General features: G+C 68.9%; 17 protein-coding genes. 7 read left to right on the top strand and 10 right to left on the bottom strand.

What is annotated here, in order from left to right; translation table 11 throughout:
* Positions 1–182: 182 nt before the first annotated feature.
* The 5 genes from D7Y13_RS25730 to D7Y13_RS25710 all read left to right on the top strand — a co-directional run bounded on the left by D7Y13_RS25730 (position 183) and on the right by D7Y13_RS25710 (position 5,175).
* Positions 183–2,831 (top strand): efflux RND transporter permease subunit, encoded by a 2,649-nt coding sequence (locus tag D7Y13_RS25730; RefSeq protein ID WP_120584935.1) that lies wholly within the window; start codon positions 183–185, stop codon positions 2,829–2,831.
* Between the two features lie 100 nt (positions 2,832–2,931).
* Positions 2,932–3,537 carry an MXAN_6521/LA_1396 family lipoprotein gene (locus D7Y13_RS25725; protein ID WP_120584936.1) on the top strand — a complete coding sequence of 202 codons (606 nt, stop codon included), beginning with the start codon at positions 2,932–2,934 and terminating at the stop codon, positions 3,535–3,537.
* A 12-nt stretch (positions 3,538–3,549) separates the two neighbouring features.
* Complete coding sequence (locus tag D7Y13_RS25720; protein ID WP_120534876.1) at positions 3,550–4,062, top strand: MgtC/SapB family protein; 513 nt, start codon at positions 3,550–3,552, stop codon at positions 4,060–4,062.
* Between the two features lie 203 nt (positions 4,063–4,265).
* Positions 4,266–4,730, top strand: a complete 465-nt coding sequence (locus tag D7Y13_RS25715; RefSeq protein WP_233595785.1) for a DUF4329 domain-containing protein — start codon at positions 4,266–4,268, stop codon at positions 4,728–4,730.
* A 40-nt stretch (positions 4,731–4,770) separates the two neighbouring features.
* Positions 4,771–5,175, top strand: a complete 405-nt coding sequence (locus D7Y13_RS25710; protein WP_120534875.1) for a hypothetical protein — start codon at positions 4,771–4,773, stop codon at positions 5,173–5,175.
* Positions 5,176–5,235: 60 nt separating this feature from the next.
* Here D7Y13_RS25710 and D7Y13_RS25705 read toward each other — a convergent pair whose 3' ends face one another.
* The 9 genes from D7Y13_RS25705 to D7Y13_RS25665 form a co-directional block, all read right to left on the bottom strand.
* On the bottom strand, positions 5,236–5,553 hold the full coding sequence (locus tag D7Y13_RS25705; protein ID WP_120584938.1) for a hypothetical protein: 318 nt from the start codon (positions 5,551–5,553) through the stop codon (positions 5,236–5,238).
* A 96-nt stretch (positions 5,554–5,649) separates the two neighbouring features.
* Complete coding sequence (gene ptsP / locus D7Y13_RS25700) at positions 5,650–7,458, bottom strand: phosphoenolpyruvate--protein phosphotransferase (RefSeq protein WP_120534873.1); 1,809 nt, start codon at positions 7,456–7,458, stop codon at positions 5,650–5,652.
* 40 nt (positions 7,459–7,498) lie between these two features.
* Positions 7,499–7,777 carry an HPr family phosphocarrier protein gene (locus tag D7Y13_RS25695; protein ID WP_120534872.1) on the bottom strand — a complete coding sequence of 93 codons (279 nt, stop codon included), beginning with the start codon at positions 7,775–7,777 and terminating at the stop codon, positions 7,499–7,501.
* 33 nt (positions 7,778–7,810) lie between these two features.
* Positions 7,811–8,617 carry a PTS system mannose/fructose/sorbose family transporter subunit IID gene (locus tag D7Y13_RS48760; protein ID WP_120534871.1) on the bottom strand — a complete coding sequence of 269 codons (807 nt, stop codon included), beginning with the start codon at positions 8,615–8,617 and terminating at the stop codon, positions 7,811–7,813.
* Positions 8,614–9,330 (bottom strand): PTS sugar transporter subunit IIC, encoded by a 717-nt coding sequence (locus D7Y13_RS25685; RefSeq protein ID WP_120534870.1) that lies wholly within the window; start codon positions 9,328–9,330, stop codon positions 8,614–8,616. The genes D7Y13_RS48760 and D7Y13_RS25685 overlap by 4 nt, the downstream gene beginning before the upstream one ends.
* 4 nt (positions 9,331–9,334) lie before the next feature.
* Positions 9,335–9,820, bottom strand: coding sequence for a PTS sugar transporter subunit IIB (locus D7Y13_RS25680; protein WP_120534869.1), 486 nt, complete (start codon positions 9,818–9,820; stop codon positions 9,335–9,337).
* A 33-nt stretch (positions 9,821–9,853) separates the two neighbouring features.
* Entirely contained in the window at positions 9,854–10,276 is a 423-nt protein-coding gene (locus D7Y13_RS25675) for a PTS sugar transporter subunit IIA (protein WP_120534882.1), read from the bottom strand.
* A gap of 415 nt (positions 10,277–10,691) precedes the next feature.
* Positions 10,692–11,612, bottom strand: a complete 921-nt coding sequence (locus D7Y13_RS25670) for a diacylglycerol kinase catalytic domain-containing protein (RefSeq protein WP_120584939.1) — start codon at positions 11,610–11,612, stop codon at positions 10,692–10,694.
* Between the two features lie 26 nt (positions 11,613–11,638).
* A complete protein-coding gene (locus tag D7Y13_RS25665) occupies positions 11,639–12,727 on the bottom strand; it encodes an SPFH domain-containing protein (RefSeq protein ID WP_120534867.1) in 1,089 nt (362 codons plus the stop codon).
* A gap of 151 nt (positions 12,728–12,878) precedes the next feature.
* Here D7Y13_RS25665 and D7Y13_RS25660 point away from each other — a divergent pair, with 151 nt between their 5' ends.
* Both D7Y13_RS25660 and D7Y13_RS25655 read left to right on the top strand, forming a co-directional pair.
* Positions 12,879–14,297 (top strand): GspE/PulE/PilB domain-containing protein, encoded by a 1,419-nt coding sequence (locus D7Y13_RS25660; RefSeq protein ID WP_120584940.1) that lies wholly within the window; start codon positions 12,879–12,881, stop codon positions 14,295–14,297.
* A 7-nt stretch (positions 14,298–14,304) separates the two neighbouring features.
* Positions 14,305–15,147: a class I SAM-dependent methyltransferase gene (locus D7Y13_RS25655; RefSeq protein ID WP_120584941.1), complete on the top strand. Its 843-nt coding sequence runs from the start codon at positions 14,305–14,307 to the stop codon at positions 15,145–15,147.
* A 33-nt stretch (positions 15,148–15,180) separates the two neighbouring features.
* Here the strand turns inward: D7Y13_RS25655 and D7Y13_RS25650 are convergent.
* Positions 15,181–15,531: ATPase, T2SS/T4P/T4SS family (locus D7Y13_RS25650; protein ID WP_167508776.1), on the bottom strand; the 351-nt coding region annotated here is incomplete at its 5' end.

The raw sequence follows: 15,531 nt of genomic DNA, 5'->3' as shown, positions 1-15,531 counted from the left end.
CCCCCCCGACGTGCTGGCCGTCCCCCTGGTGGGCCCTCCGGGGCGCTGACGGGGCGCATCGGGCCCGTAAGGCCCGGTTATTCCCGGGAGTTGGGAGGTCCGGACTCGCGCGGCGGTCAGGCGGACGGGCGTGCCCGGCTTCGCTTCCGGGCGGGGTGTTTTGTCGATAGGGTCCCGCGCCCATGAGCGGCAATCCCTCCTCGCATCCCCCGCCCCGCCTCGCCGTCGCCTACGCCGAGATGCTGGTCCGTCGCCCCGGCGCTGTCATGACCGTGCTGCTGCTGCTGCTCGGTCTGGCCGTCTGGGGCACGTCGAAGCTGACCATCAATTCGAACCAGCTGGACCTCATCTCCCAGGACCTCCAGGAGGTGAAGGACGTCAAGCGCGTCATCGACATGGTGGGCGGCAGCGGCTTCTTCATGGTCGCGCTGCGCGGCGACGACGAGGCCACGCTCAAGCGCGTCGCGGACGACCTGGCCGTGATGGTGGGCAAGGACAAGGAGCACGCGCGCTCGCTCACGTACAAGATCCCCGTCGAGTTCGTGCAGCAGAACATGGTGCTGTTCGTGAAGACGGAGGACCTGGCCGAGGGCAAGCGCCGCATCATGGCGTTCCTCAAGGATCAGATCCGCCGCAGCAACCCGTTCTACATCGAGATCAAGAAGACGGAGCCGGTGAAGCTGGACCTGCAGGACCTGGTCGACAAGTACTCCAGCGTTGGCAACAAGAGCATCGCGGACGACTACTACATCTCCCAGGACCGCAAGCTGCTGCTGCTCCTCATCAAGCCGATGTGGGACACGAACCAGATTGGCCAGACGAAGGACTACGTGGAGAAGCTGCGCAAGGACCTGGCGGACTACTCCCAGTCCAACGCCGGTGGCGTGCAGCTGGTGGAGGACTACTACAAGATGGGCGACAAGAAGACGGTCGCCTACGGCTTCACGGGTTCCTACAAGACGGCGGTGGACGACTCGTACGCCATCGAGGAGTCGCTCCAGCCGGTGACCATCCTGGCGCTGGTGGCCATCTTCGCCATCACCATCGCGTTCTTCCGCAAGTGGGCCCCCACGCTCATCGTGGTGAGCGGCACGGTGGCGGGCACGCTGTACACGCTGGGCTTCACCTACGTGGCGGTGGGTGAGCTGAACATGATCACCTCCATCCTGGGCGGCATCCTGATGGGGTTTGGCATCGACTACGGCATCCACTTCATCTTCCGCACGCGCCTGGAGCTGGGCGCGGGCAAGCGATACGACGTGGCCATCCGCGACGCGGTCATCAACGCGGGCCGTCCGGCGCTGGTGTCCGCGGTGGTGGTGGCGGGCTCCTTCTTCGTGCTGATGGTGAGCGACTTCAAGGGCTTCTCCCAGTTCGGCGCCCTGGCCGGCACGGGCACGCTGGTGCTGGGCGTGACGCTGTTCTCCTGGTGCCCGGCGCTGCTGGCGCTGGCGGGCCGCAGGAACCCGGAGCTGCCGCAGAAGCTGATTGGCGTGATGAAGCCGCCGGCGGTGAACAACGCCTCCGGCAACGAGATGCGCATCCCGCGTCCGGGCCTGGTGCTGGCGGTGGGCTGCGTGGTGGTGGCGGTGGTGTGCGGCGCGGCCATCCCGTGGAAGGACGGCGAGCCCCCCGCGGGCGCGGACTTCTTCACGCGCCTGCCGTACGGCGTGCGCTTCAACTACAACACCCGCGCGCTGATGCCGGCCAACCAGCCGTCGGTGGTGCTGCAGGATGAAATCAACGACCGCTTCAAGATCGCCAGCGACCCGTTGGCCATCTACACCAAGGACCTGGCGGAGACGGAGGCCCTCTACAAGGAGCTGACGGCCGACCCGAAGAAGCGTCCCACCATCTCCCAGGTGATGAGCCTCTTCACCTTCGTGCCGCCGGAAGGCATCGCGCAGGCGAACACGAAGATCCTGGAGGAGTGGCAGGCGGAGCTGAAGGACATCGAGGTGTCGTCGCTGCCGCCGGAGACGCAGGAGAAGGCGCAGCTGTTCCTGAAGATGCTGGAGGCGCGTCCCTTCGACGTGCACCACGTGCCGGAGATCTACGCCACGCAGTTCCGCCACCTGCCCAGCACCCGCCCGGAGAACCACGGCTACCTCACGTTCATCTACCCGAGCGTGGACCTGTGGGACGGCAAGCAGATGCTCCAGTTCGCGGACCAGACGCGCTCCATCAAGGCCATGGTGACGCCGGGCAAGTTCACGGACGGGCCCCAGGGCACGCCGGTGGAGAAGGAGTTCCGCGCCGCGGGCGCCACGCAGCTGTACGCGTCGCTGGCGCGCATGGTGCTGAAGGACGCGAAGCTCACCATCGTCCTCACCGCGCTGTGGATCCTCGCGATGCACTTCGCGGACTTCCGCAACGCGAAGCTGGCGCTGGCGTCCGTGATTCCGCTGACGGTGGGTCTGGCGATGATGCTGGGCTTCATGGCGCTGTTCGACATCCGCCTGAACTTCATGAACGTCATCATCCTGCCCATCCTGCTGGGCTTCGGCGTGAGCCACGGTCTGTACCTGCTGCACCGCTTCCTGGAAGGCACGTCCCCGCTGGTGGCGCTGCGCAGCGTGGGCGCGGCGGTGGCGTCCTCCACGCTGACGGCGGTCGCGGGCTTCGCGGCGCTGCTGGTGGCCGGCCACAACGGCGTGCGCTCCATGGGCATCATCGCCTGCATCGGCCTCATCACCACGCTGCTGGTGTCCTTCACGGTGCTGGCGGCGGTGATGCAGCTCATGCACGACAAGCGGCAGCGTGACGCGGGCCGCTCACCGTCGAACGGTTCGACGGGCGGCGGCGACGCGTCTTCCACACGCGCGGCCTGACAGCGCGGCAGAAGCGCTTAATATCCCGCGCCGGACCTGGGCCCCGCCTTCCCTGCCATGGGAAGCGCGGGGCTTCTTCTTGATTGAGGAGCTTCAAGCCATGGGGACGTTCAAGCGACTGGGGCCGGTGCTGGGCCTGATGATGCTGGCGGGCTGCGCGAGCGCGGTGAAGAGCCAGCGGCTGCGCGCGGACTACGCGACGGTGGACCGGCAGCAGGTGAAGCGGCTGGCGGTGGTGACGCAGCCGTTCCCCCCGGGCAAGCAGTACGTGGGTGACCTGTGGAGCCTCATCGCGCGGCAGTGGCTGAACCAGAACCGGGACTTCCTGGTGAAGGAGAACACGTCCCTGCCGGAGCGGCCTACGGACGCGACGTTCAAGGACCAGTGCGTGGAGGGGATTGAGGGCGTGCTGTGGTTGGATCCGCAGGTGAAGCAGGTGGGCGACGGGGCGGAGGTGGCGCTCAAGGCGCAGCTCATCCGTTGCCGTGACGGCGAAGAGGTGTGGGCGGCGGAGTCGGCGGGGAGCTGGGACTCGAAGGACGAGAAGTACAACGAGCGCGCGGACCAGTACGTGAAGGAGCTGGGGCCGGACGTGGCGCCCTATGTGGTGCCTTCGTACAAGCTGCTGGTGGCGACGTTGGACACGCTGCCCAATCCCGAACTGAACGAAGCGGACAAGGACGAGAAGATCGAACTGGGCGAGTAACGTCGCGTCCCAGTGGATCCCTTCGTCCTCATCGGTCGGTTGGTGCTGGCCACGTTCCTGGGCGGCATCCTGGGCGTGGAGCGCGAGGCGCGCAGCCAGAGTGCGGGGCTGCGCACGCACACGTTGGTCGCGCTGGGGTCGTGCTGTTTCACGCTCTCCAGCATCTACACGGAGTGGATGCTCCAGCCGGGCGTGTCGCCCGGCGGGTCGCAGGCGGACATCAGCCGCATCGCCAGTCAGATTGTGGTGGGCATCGGCTTCCTGGGCGCGGGCGTCATCCTGCGCGAAGGCGGCGCGGTGAAGGGGCTCACCACCGCGGCCAACCTCTGGGTGACCGCGGCGGTGGGACTGGCCTGCGGGCTGGGGATGTACCTGGCGGCGGGTGTCACGGTGGGACTGGCGCTGCTGTCCCTGGTGGTGCTGCGCCCCGTGGCCCGGGCGCTGACGCCCATGACCGGACGCCACGGCAGGCACAACGACGAAGACGGGGACCCTGCCAATGGCGAGGATCCCCGTCCGAAGTGAAGCGCTGGCGATGGAGCGTCAGACTCCATCGCTAGCGTCTTTGGATGGCACCGAAGCCCGGACGCGCTCATCCGCGACGCAGTGTCACCTTGCGAGCCTGGGCGTTCGCGCCTGTCCTCATGTTCATGCTGACAGGGTGCGCGGCGGGAGGTTCGACCCGATTCTGGCTCGATCCCCAGCGCCGCCTTGTCGTTGCCGGCCCCATGGTGGGCCCCTTCGACAGCCTGATGACCCTGGCACCCGAACTCTGCACCGTGGTGAAGGAGTTACCCGGAGCCACGGCAGGAAATACACGCGAGGGGCAGGAGTACTGCGGAGTCATCTACCAACGGAATTTCGAGTCGGCTTTCTACGCCAGCCATCCCTCGACGCTCAGCCATCCGCTGCCCATGCCGGGCGGAAGGAAGTCTTGCAGGCCTCCAGAGTTCGTCTCCGACCCTGACGCGCAGACGGTCAACATCTACGCGGATTTCCACAGCCATCCCGCCATCACCGGGTTCTCCCCCGAGGATCTCCAGTTGCGCACGCAGCGCTACTACTTCCGGATGATGTTCAATCCCGTGTGTGAGATCCGCCTCTATGACTTCCAGGGCCGCACCGTCTTCATCCTCGAAGGGGGTCAATTCGTCCCCGTGAAGCGAATCACGGACGACCTGCGTGGAGAGTGACCGTACAGTTCACGGACGAAGCCCCCAGGAGCGAGGACACATGAAGCACATGGGACTGGCAGTGCTGCTCTTCACGGCGACGGGCTGCCTGCACCTGCACCGTCCGGCCCCCGTGGCGCCTCCGGAAGTCGCCCAGGGCATCCAGTTCCCGGAGTGGAGCAAGGCGGCGTCCACCACCCTGCAGGGCCCCCAACTCAAGGCCCTTCAAATCGCGCTGGACGACTTCATGCCTCCGGGACGGAACGCGCCTGGCGACGCGGACCCCATGACCCATTGCCTGTTCCAGCTCACGACCTACGACGCCTGGGTCCAGCCCGGCGACAAGATGACCTTCATCCACTTCACGCCCCTGGAAGATGAGCGCTGCGGGCTCAGGTCCGAGGTCATGGACGCCGGTGCGAGCTACGCCGTCAGCGACGACGGCGTCATCCTCAAACGCGAATGAGCCGCGAGGAAGCTCCTGCTTCCTCACGGCCCGGTCCCGAACCAGGGTGGGTGCCCCGCCCTACTCCATGGGCACCAGCGCGCCTGTCAGGTCGTGGGTGTAGGCCACCGGGCGGTTCGGCTTGAGGGCGCTGTCATCCTCGTCCGCTCCACCTTCGGCCAGCACCGCGCCCGGAAGGTGCGCCAGGTCCCGGCGCAGGTAGACGTCATCCCCGTCCAGGTCCGCGACGTCGCAGAAGCGCACCGGGTACTCCTTCTCGAAGACCCGCCCCTTCCCGATGGTGAAACCTCGCGGGTCCACCGCGACGATGCCGCCCAGGGCTTCACCGTCCCGGTCCCGCACCGTCATGCCCCGCTGAATGTCCGTTGCCTTGAACACGCTGCTGCCTCCTGCATCCGTGTCCGGCCAAAGTGTGCATTCCCCCTGGAAACGGCGACCCCCCATCTGCTGTCGCAACGGGGGGAGCAGTGCCGCCTACACGGACTCGGGCTCCACGTCGCGCAGCGAGGTCAGCAGCGAGCCCTCCGGGCCGCTGAAGCGCCGGTCCATCTCCGTGCGCACATAGCGCTCAATCTCCTCCGCCGTCGTCAGCTCCATGGCGCCCTGGAGCATCTCCGTCGCTTCCCGGCGGCTCACCCGTCGCATCAGCCGCTTCACCACCGGAATCTGCCCGGACGTCATCGACAGCTCGTCGAAGCCCAGCGCCAGCAGCACCAGCGTGAAGAGCGGATCCCCGGCCATCTCGCCGCACATGGACACCGGGATGTTGGCACCCTTCGCCGCGTCCACGATGCCCTGGAGCATGCGCAGCACCGACAGGTGCAGCGGCCGGTAGAGGTACGCCACCTCGCGGTTCTGGCGGTCGATGGCCAGCGAGTACTGGATGAGGTCGTTCGTCCCGATGGAGAAGAAGTCCGCTTCCTGCGCCAGCCGGTCCGCGATGGTCGCCGCGCTCGGCGTCTCCACCATGATGCCCACCGGGAAGCGCTTGCCCACCGGCACCCCGGCCCGCCCCAGCGCCGTGCGGCACGCCTCCAGCTCGCTGCGGGCCTCCCGCAGCTCGCTCACCCCGCAGATGAGGGGGAACATCAGCCGCATGTTGCCGTGCACGCTCGCGCGCAACAGCGCCCGGAGCTGCACCCGGAACAGCTCCCGGTTGGACAGGCAGTAGCGGATGGCCCTCAACCCCATGGCCGGGTTGGGTTCCTTCTCGTGCTTCGTCTTGCCCGGCACCTTGTCGCCGCCCAGGTCCAGCGTGCGGATGGTGACGGGACGGCCGCCCATCGCCTCCAGCACCTGCTTGTAGGCGCGGTAGTGCTCCTCCTCCGTGGGCGCCGTCTTCCGGTCCAGGAACATGAACTCGGTGCGGTACAGGCCAATGCCCTCCGCGCCGTGCGCCAGCAGCGAGGGGATCTCCTCCAGGAACTCCATGTTGCCGTTGAGCCGGATGCGGAAGCCGTCCGTGCTCACCGCCGGCTGGTCCTTCGTGCTGAGCGCCAGCTGCTCGCTCTCCTGGTAGCGGCGCTGCTCCTCACGGAAGAGCGCCAGCTGGTCCTCCGACGGGTTCACCAGCACCACGCCGCGCGTGCCGTCCATCGCGACCAGGTCGCCCGGGGAAATCTGTTCGCTCGCGCGCCCCGCGCCCACCACCGCGGGCGTCTCCCGCGCGCGGGCCACGATGGCCGTGTGGCTCGTCTGGCCCCCCAGGTCCGTGACGAAGCCCGCGACGCGACCGCTCCGGGCCATCATCGCCGCGTCCGCGGGCGGCAGGTCGTGCGCCACCACGATGGCCTCCGCGGGGACCTCCACCTCCTCGTCCACCACCTGGCCCATCAGGTTGCGGATGATGCGGTCGGCCACGTAGTCCACGTCCGAGCGGCGCTCGCGGAAGTACTCGTCCGGGATGTTGTCGAACAGGTGCTTTATCTTCCGGGCCGTGCGGCGCACCGCCCACTCCGCGTTGATGCGGTCCTCCACGATGAGGCGGTTCACCTCATCCACGAGCATGGGGTCGTGGAGCATCAGCCGGTGCGCTTCCAGGATGAGGGCGTGGTCGCTGCCCTCCGTGCGCGTGATCTGGTCCTTCAGCTCCGCGAGTTGGCGGTCGGATAAATCAATCGCCGTCTTCATCCGCATGCGCTCCGGCTCCACCTCGGCGTCGGCGAGGCGCAGCTTGGGCGTGCGGATGCGCTTGCGGTCGAGGATGAAGGCGTGGCCCACCGCTACGCCCGGGGAGGCGCCGATGCCCGTCAACCTGAGTGTAGGGGTGGCCTGGCTGCTCACGGTTCGTTCCCTGCCCTGGGAGGGGGTCTATCTTCCACGCTCACTGCGCTTCGCCAAAGCGGTCCGCGATGAGCTTTTTCAATTCGGACAGGCACGCGTCCGCGTCCTCGCCCTTGCAGGTGATGGTCACCTGCACGCCCTGCCCCGCCGCGAGCATCAGCACGCCCATGATGGACTTGGCGTTCGCGCGGTTGCCCTCCGCCGCGATGAAGACCTCGCTCTTGAAGCGGTTGGCCACCTTGACCATCTGCGCCGCGGCCCGGGCATGCAGCCCCAGCGCGTTGACGATCTCGAATGTTCCCTGGGCCTCGCTCGGCATCACGACTCCTGCTGCTGCTGTGGTTCGTCCACGCTAAAGAAAGGCCCCCGCCGCGCAGGCCAATCCCGCCGCGACATAGAGAACCATGTAGGTGGGGACCCGCCGGCTGACGAGCACATAGGCCAGCACCCCCACCGCCAGGCAGCCCACCGACAGGAACACCGCCCAGGTGCCGCCCGCCGTCGCCCCGAAGCTCACCGCCAGCCACGCCGCCAGCCCTCCGGCGCTCGCGGCCGCCACGCCCCTCAGGCGCGCGCCCTTCGCGGGAAGGTTCACCCGCGCCACCGCCTCCACCAAGCGGTCGCCCAGGCTCAGCCCCAGCCAGTACAGCCGGATGCGCAAGAGCAGGTGCACCAGGTTGTAGAGCACCAGGAAGAGCGCCACCGCCCACACGCCCAAGAGCGGCACCATCGCCGCGCACAGGCCGCCCACCGCGGGCTTGAGCGACAGCCAGAAGAACCCGTCCCCCAGCGCCGCCAGCGGCCCCATCAGCGCCGCCTTGAAGCTCACCACGCGGTCCGGCGTCTCCTCCCCCCGGGCGATCTTCTGCTCGTGGTTGACGACGCCGCCCACGATGGCCGCCGCCACGTACGGGTGCGTGTTGAAGAAGACCAGGTGCCGGCGCACCGCCGCCTCGCGCAGGGGCCCCGGCGGGTACAGCCGCTCCAGCGCGGGATACACCGCGTACGCGAGCCCCAGGTTCTGCATCCCCTTGGGGTTCCACGACGCCTGGAGGAAGAGCGAGCGCAGGAACACGCGCAGCACCGTGCCGCGCGACAGCCGCGCTGGCGGATGCGTGGGGGCACTCACCGTGGGAGCGACGGGCGTGGTGGTGCTCATGGCCGCTCCTGGAGTTTGGAGAGGAGCACCGCCACCGTGACGCCCGCCGCCGCGAGCCCCGCGAAAAGGGGCGCGCGCTTCGCGTGGCTGCTCTGCGCGGCGATGGCCGCCGCCACGCAGGCCATGGCCGGGTACGCCCACGCCAGCCCACGCACCAGCCCCTGCGGCAGCACCGCCAGCACGGGCTCCAGGAAGAAGCCCGCCAGCGCGCACGCGCCGGTGATGGCGCCGTAGCCCGCGAAGTGCGGCCACATGCCCCACAGGTTCTGGCGCATGGCGCGCGTGAGATTGCCGGCCTCCGCGGACGCCAGGGCCACGCGGGCGAGCCGCGCGGAGTACCCCTCCAGCAGCCGGTCCAACCGGCGCCCCACCCGGCCCAGGCCGATGAAGAGCAGGACGGCCAGCGACCAGATGGCCGGCGTGGAGCCCGCGCCGGTGGCGGCTGTCAGCGTGGCGGCGGCGGCGGCGGTGCCGGTGGCCGCCAGCGTGTCGTTCTCCGGCAGCGAGGCGCCCAGGTTGGCGGTGCCCAGGTAGAACAGCTCCAGGAGCATGCCCACGGACAGGCCGCTGCCGACATCCCCCAGGAGGGCGCCCATGAACGTGGCGGCCACCAGGGGCCGGGACAGCATGGCCTGGAGGAACGCCTTGCGCTCCACGGCCACCAATCCGCCCCAGAGACACGCCAGCGCCACCTGGGTCCAGCCGACGTTCACCGGTTCACCCGGCCTTCGACCAGCGCTCGGTCAAATCAGGCAGGTCCACCGACTTCTCCGCGGGCACCGCGCGCGCCTCCACGCGCACGCCCTGTTCGGAGAGCTGCTGGAGGGCCTGCAGCTCCCCTTCCGCCAGGAAGACGGACGGCGACACCTGACGGCGGCCGGTGCCGAAGTGCACGTTGCCCAGGTTGAGCTGGTCCATCACCAGCCCGTGCTGGAAGGCGAACGGCACGGAGGAGACGTCCCTCAGGAGCACCAGGGTGCGGACGCCGTCCTTCGACAGGGCGGCGAAGTCCACCTGGGCCAGGGGGAGGATCTGCACCTCGATGGCACTTTGCACGGCGAGCGCCATCGCGGCGCGAATGAGGGGACTGGAAGCCGCCTCATCATCCGCCACCACCACGCGGGACACCTTGAGGTGGGGGAGCCAGGCCTCGACGACCTGACCATGGATGAGGCGGTTGTCGACGCGGACCAGGGTGATCACGGCAGTCTCGAATCGCCGACCCGCGCGGGTCCGTCAAGTTCGCGGCTGCTGCTGGGCCTCGCGAAGCAGGGCGGACGCACAGGTGATGTTGCGCTGGCCGTACGACGCCAGCTGGTTGGCCATCTCCGAAAGGGCCATCTGCTCCGAACGGAGCGAATTGGCCTTCAGCAGCATGGGCAGATTGACGCCGGCCAGGACTTCCAGATTCATCCGCTGACACATCATCAGCGATTCCTTACAGGGCGTACCTCCGAACAGGTCGGCCATGATGATGACGCCGTCCCCTTCGTCCACGGTCTTGACGGCCAGCTTCATCTTGGCGCGCAGGTCCTCGACAGGGGCCCCCGGCTCGATGCTGCAAGTCGCCACCGCGGGCAGCTTGCCCACGATCTGCTCCGCGGTTGAGACCAGCTCATCCGCCAGACGTCCATGCGATGCGATGACGAGGCCGACCATGATCACCCCTGACCAACCCCCCGGAGATTTTGCGTTCCTACGCCCATCAACGACGTGACGCAACTCCGGTGAGTTTTTCGCCTGCACCTGGGACCGCTACACCCCAACCGCTTCGACTCGAAGGTAAGGCGACTGCGCTCACCATGCCTGGAATTTCAGGTCCGGGGAAGGGACAGGATGTCGTCTGCCGGACGGGGGGACGGGCGCGATCTCCCCACACTTGTAGAGATGCCCTGCCGCCCCCAACGGTGCGTGCCCTGAAGGACGAGGCCGGCGTTCCCGCTCGGTGGGTAGGAAGGCGGCCGAGCTCCTCCCGTCGCCCGGGAGCCCTGGCGCCTGGAAACAACGGGATGGGACGCGGGTCCAGGGGTACTCGGGAGCGCGGGGTGCGGGGACCTGTAACGTCGGGTGTGTTTCAGGGCACGACCAGGCGCGCCCGCTGCTCGGCCGGCCGGATGCGCACGGTGGCGCCCGCGCCGAAGGCGAGGAAGTCCTCCTCCATGCCGTCGCTGAAGATGACGCCCCCTTGGGGCATCCGCGATTCGAGCACCAGTTCGTCCTTCGCGGTGACGAAGCCGCCGACGAGGTTCGCGCTGGAGTGACGGCTGACGAAGGGCTCGCGCACGACGAAGGCGAGCCGCGCCTCCTCCCACCCGAGCTTCCACGGCTGCCCCGGCGTCCCGCCCGTCTGCTGGGTGAGGCCGCGCGCCAGGGCGAACACGGAGGACAACCACCCGCTGGAGCCCGCGCCGGTGGACACGAGCACGCCGCTGGACGACTGCGCCTCCTCCTTCCCGCTGAAGCGCAGCTGGTAGCGGGCGGAGACGTGCGTGCGCGCGCCGACGAACAGGTCGTTGAAGGCGAGCAGCCGCTGCCCGTCCCCCAGCTTCGCCTCCGCGAGCTGCACCTGGCGGAAGTGCCCCCGGCCCTCCAGCACCCGCTGCACGGCGGCCCGGGCCTTCGCGGGGAGGAAGGGCAGGAGCACCCCGTCGAAGCGCTCGGGGTCCGGGTTGACGCCCACGAGCGGCTGGTCGCCCACGTACTTGGCCACGTTGGCGACCAGCCCGTCCTGCCCCACCGCGACCACGATCTCCTTGCCGGTGAAGAGGAAGGTGGGCACGAGCGAGCGGTCCACCTGCTGCACCGGCAGCCCCACGTCCAGTTGCGCGCGGAGGGCGTCCACCGCGCGGCGGTACGTGTCGTCCTCTTCTTCAAAGCCCGTGAAGTCCTGGCCGGCGCGCTCCACGTAGAACTTCGCCTGCTTCTTCGTGTTGAAGCGCACCACCAGGTCCGACAGCCGCGTCTTGCGCGTGACGAGCACCACCTTCTCGAACATGGCGTGCCTCTCTTGGCTTCAGGGGTTCAGCGGTCGCGAGGGTCGAAGGTCTGCACGGCAGCGCGGCCGGGCTTCGGGGGCTTGTGGCCACCGCCCGGATTCAGGAGGCGGCCGGTGTTGGGGTCGATGTTGGGGGTCGGCTCCGGGTCGTTGCCGCGCGGGGGCGTGTTCGACATGAGCGAGCGCAAGAGGTCCGGGGACACGTTGAGCTCGCCGATGCGCTGGGCGTTCTCGCCCATCTCGCGGAAGGCCAGGGCGATGTTGAGGGCCGGGTCGCCGCCGTTGGACGACGTGGCCATCAGCGTCCTCCAGTCCATGCCGCGCACGGGCGCGAGCGTCTGCTCCAGCGAGTACGCGCGCGCGTCCGCGGACTGGCGCTCGTTCTGGACCCAGCGCTCCATGAGGGCCGAGCGCTGCTCCTCCACCGCGATGTCCGCGGCCATCTTCGCCTCGCGAATCTGGCGCTGGCGCTCCTCCACCACCAGCTCCGTGGCCAGCTCGCTTTCCTTGATGCGCCGCTCCTGCTCCACGGCCGCGTTGCGACGGGCGTAGATGGCCTCGTCCGCTTCGCGCTGGAGCCCCTCGCGCGCGGCGGCCTCCAGGGCGCGCGCCATCTCCGGCGTGGGCTGGATGGAGAGCACCGAGAAGGCCATCACCTGCACGCCCAGCGCCTTCACGGCCTCCGCGTCCGCGAGCCCCGCCAGCACCTTGGACTCCAGCGCGTCCGAGTGCACCAGCACCTCGCGCAGCCCCAGCGACTGCACCACCGCGCGGGCGCGCACCTGGGCCGCCTGCACCAGCCGGTCCGCCAGCTTCTCCGGGTCGTCCGAGCGGTAGCGCCCCCCGGGCGTCACCGAGTAATCCAGGAGCCCCGCCAGCCGGCGCGGCTCCTCGACCCGATAGGTCAGCTGGCCCTGGATGGTGACGGGCTGGAAGTCACGGGTGACCTCGTTGAAGGCGAACGGCACGTCCGCGCTCGACAGCGGCACCGACACCAGCGTCGTCGCGGGCTTCCAGTAGAGGAAGGACAGGCCCGCCCCCTCGCGGACCACCTCCCCGTCCCGGTACTGCATCACGTACGTGGTCGGCGTCGACTTCATGTACCCGAAGAACATCGGTGCTCCCCCTCACTCACTGCGTTCCATTCGTGTATTTCCGACACCATCTTAGTGTCATCCGTACACGTTCGCAAATGGAAATGTGGAAACGGGGGCGCGGCGTGGATGGCGGTGGACGGGCGCGTCGGGGCGTCCTTGAATCGGGGGCATGGCGCGCAAACTCGGGGAGCAGTTGGTCCTGGACGGGGTGTTGACCCCGGAGTTGTTGAGCCGGGCGCTCGCGCGGCAGCAGGAGACGGGTCAGAAGCTGGGCGAGTGCCTGGTGCGGCTGGGCGTGGATGAGACGCCGGTGTTGCGGCTGCTCGCGCAGGAGTTGAAGACGCGCTTCGTGTCCACGGAGAAGCTGGCGCAGGCGAAGGTGGACCCAGCGCTGCTGGAGCGGGTGCCGGTGCGGCTGGCGGAGGGCTTTGACTTCATGCCGCTGCGGCTGGCGCAGGACGTGCTGTACGTGGCCATCTCCGAGCCTCAGCGGGCGCGGGCGCTGGAGGAGATCGCCAAGACGGTGGGCGTGGCGCAGGTGCTGCCGTTCGTGGCGGTGCGCCGGTCCATCCGCGCGGCCATCCGCAAGCACTACTACGCGGACCTCCAGGCCTTCGAGCACCCGCCGGAGGACCTGGTGTGTCCGCACTGCGGCGCGCCGAGCAAGCCGGGGGACTTCCAGTGCGCGCGCTGCGAGCTGCTGCTCGTGCGCAGCGTGGAGGACCTGCCGCCCCGGGACAACGTGTCGCTGGTGCGGGCGCTGCTGACGCAGCCGGAGCAGACGGGCGCGCGCGGGGTTCCCAAGCCTCCGCAGCAGGAGGCGACGCGGGTGGTGTCCTTCCAGGCGAAGACCAAGGCGGGGGGACCGCCGGTGCGGCCGGTGATCGTCGGTGGCCTGGACATCGCGCGCATGAACCTCAGTCCGTTCGAGGCGTACGTGCTGTCGATGGTGGACGGACGCACGGCCCTCTCCGAGATGGCGCTCATCACACAGGTCACGGAGGTGGAGCTGCGCGCGCTGTTCGAGTCCCTGTCGGAGCGCGGGGTGACGAAGCTGGTGGGCACGCTGGCCTCCGCCGAGGTGGAGGCCCGGGGTGAGGTCGCGCCGGCTCCGGTGCAGGCGGTGCGGGCGGCTCCGGCTCCGGTGGCTCCGGCCGCTCCGGTGGCTCTGGCGGCTCGGAGCCCGGCATCTGGTGCCAACGTGGCGGCGACTCGGACGCAGGCGCCGTTGCCGTCCGTGTCGCTGGCGGGCGCGTTGGCGGCGAAGCCCGCGGCTCCCCGTGCGGAGGACACCCGGGAGGAGGTGCTTCAGCGCGTCGTGCGGCTGGAGCGCGCGGGGAAGATGACGGAGGCGCTGGACCTGCTGGAGCGCAGCATCGCGCTCTTGGCCCAGCCCGCGCCGCTCTACAACCGCATGGGGATGATCGTCCTCAACCACCACCGCGACTACACCCGCGCCTCCGCGTTCTTCCAGAAGGCCGCGGATCTGGAGCCGGAGAACAGCGTCTACACGATGAATTTGTACTCCGTGCTGTGCATCACCGCCGATGCCACCAACGCGGGACAGAAGAAGAAGCCCAAGCGTTGAGGACTCCATGACCACCCGCTCCCCCGCCGAGTCCTACCTGCTCGACTTCCATGGTCGCCTCGCGGGAGTGACCGCGCGCTGGTTCGCGACCGCGCCCGTGCTGCGGGAGGGCGCGGCGTTTCCCTCCACCTACTCGCTGCTGGAGGCGGTGGTGCCTCGGGATGCCGGGCCACGGGTCGTGCTCGATCTCGCCTGTGGCGACGGGCATCTGTTGGAACTGCTCGCGAAGAGGGAGCAGCCGGGGCTGGCGTTGCTCGGGCTCGACATGAGCGAGCATGAGCTCGCGGCGGCACGGGCCCGGTTGAAGGGCGCGGCGACACTGCACGCGGGACGGGCCCAGGCACTTCCCTTCGCGGATGCCAGCGTCGACGTCGTGCTGAGCCACCTGGCGCTCATGTTGATGGATGACGTGGAGACCGTGCTCGCGGAGATCCGACGCGTGCTGAAGCCCGGGGGGACGGTGTCCGTGGTCGTCGGTGGCGACATGGTGCGCGGCGATGCGGTGGAGCGCTTCGCGGGACTCTTGCGCCCCTTGATCATGGCGGAGTCCCAGCCGTGGCTGCCGCTGGGCGACCCGCGGGTTCGCTCCGTGGAAGGACTGAAGGTGCTCTTCCGTGAGGGGTTCGTGGACGTCACGGTCCAGGACCTCGTCGTCCAGGGAGATGGAGAGCCCCGTTCGGTCTGGGACTCGCTTCGCACGACGTATGACGCGGACCGGTTGTCTCCGGGAGCACAGGCGTCACTCGAAGCCGCGTTCCTCCAGGCTGTGGAGCCCCTGCGACGCTCGGATGGCACCGTGTCCTGCCGCTGGGGCATGCGGCAGTTGACGGCCACATCACGGCTTCCTTGAGGCAAGGGAGCCCTGTTCCTGCCCCAGCCTGAACTACGCGGACGGCGTCCACGGGACGATGCGCAGCGCGCTGCCATCCTCCGTGGGCTTCGCTTCGTGGAGCGTCATCGCGAAGGTGCCCGTCGCCGCGTCGCGCGTGTGGTGCACGATGAGCGTCACCATGGGGATTCCCGGCATCGCTTCCGTCATCCAGGCGTAGCCGTCCTCGGGTGTCTTCGCCTCCAGCACGCACGCCGTACCGTGCCCCGTGAGCGCTCCGTTACAGAGGAGCTCCAGGTCCGCCAGCGTGCGCACCTCGTCCGCGAAGAGCAGGTCCGGGTCCTGCCGCAGGAATGACCGCACTGCCTGCGCCACCGTCAGTTCCTGCCCCACCCGCACCATGCC

The organism is Corallococcus praedator (assembly GCF_003612125.1).
Classification (GTDB): Bacteria; Myxococcota; Myxococcia; order Myxococcales; family Myxococcaceae; genus Corallococcus; species Corallococcus praedator.
The sequence above is the reverse complement of the archived record's forward strand: the minus strand, read 5'-3'. Positions and strand labels throughout refer to the sequence as shown.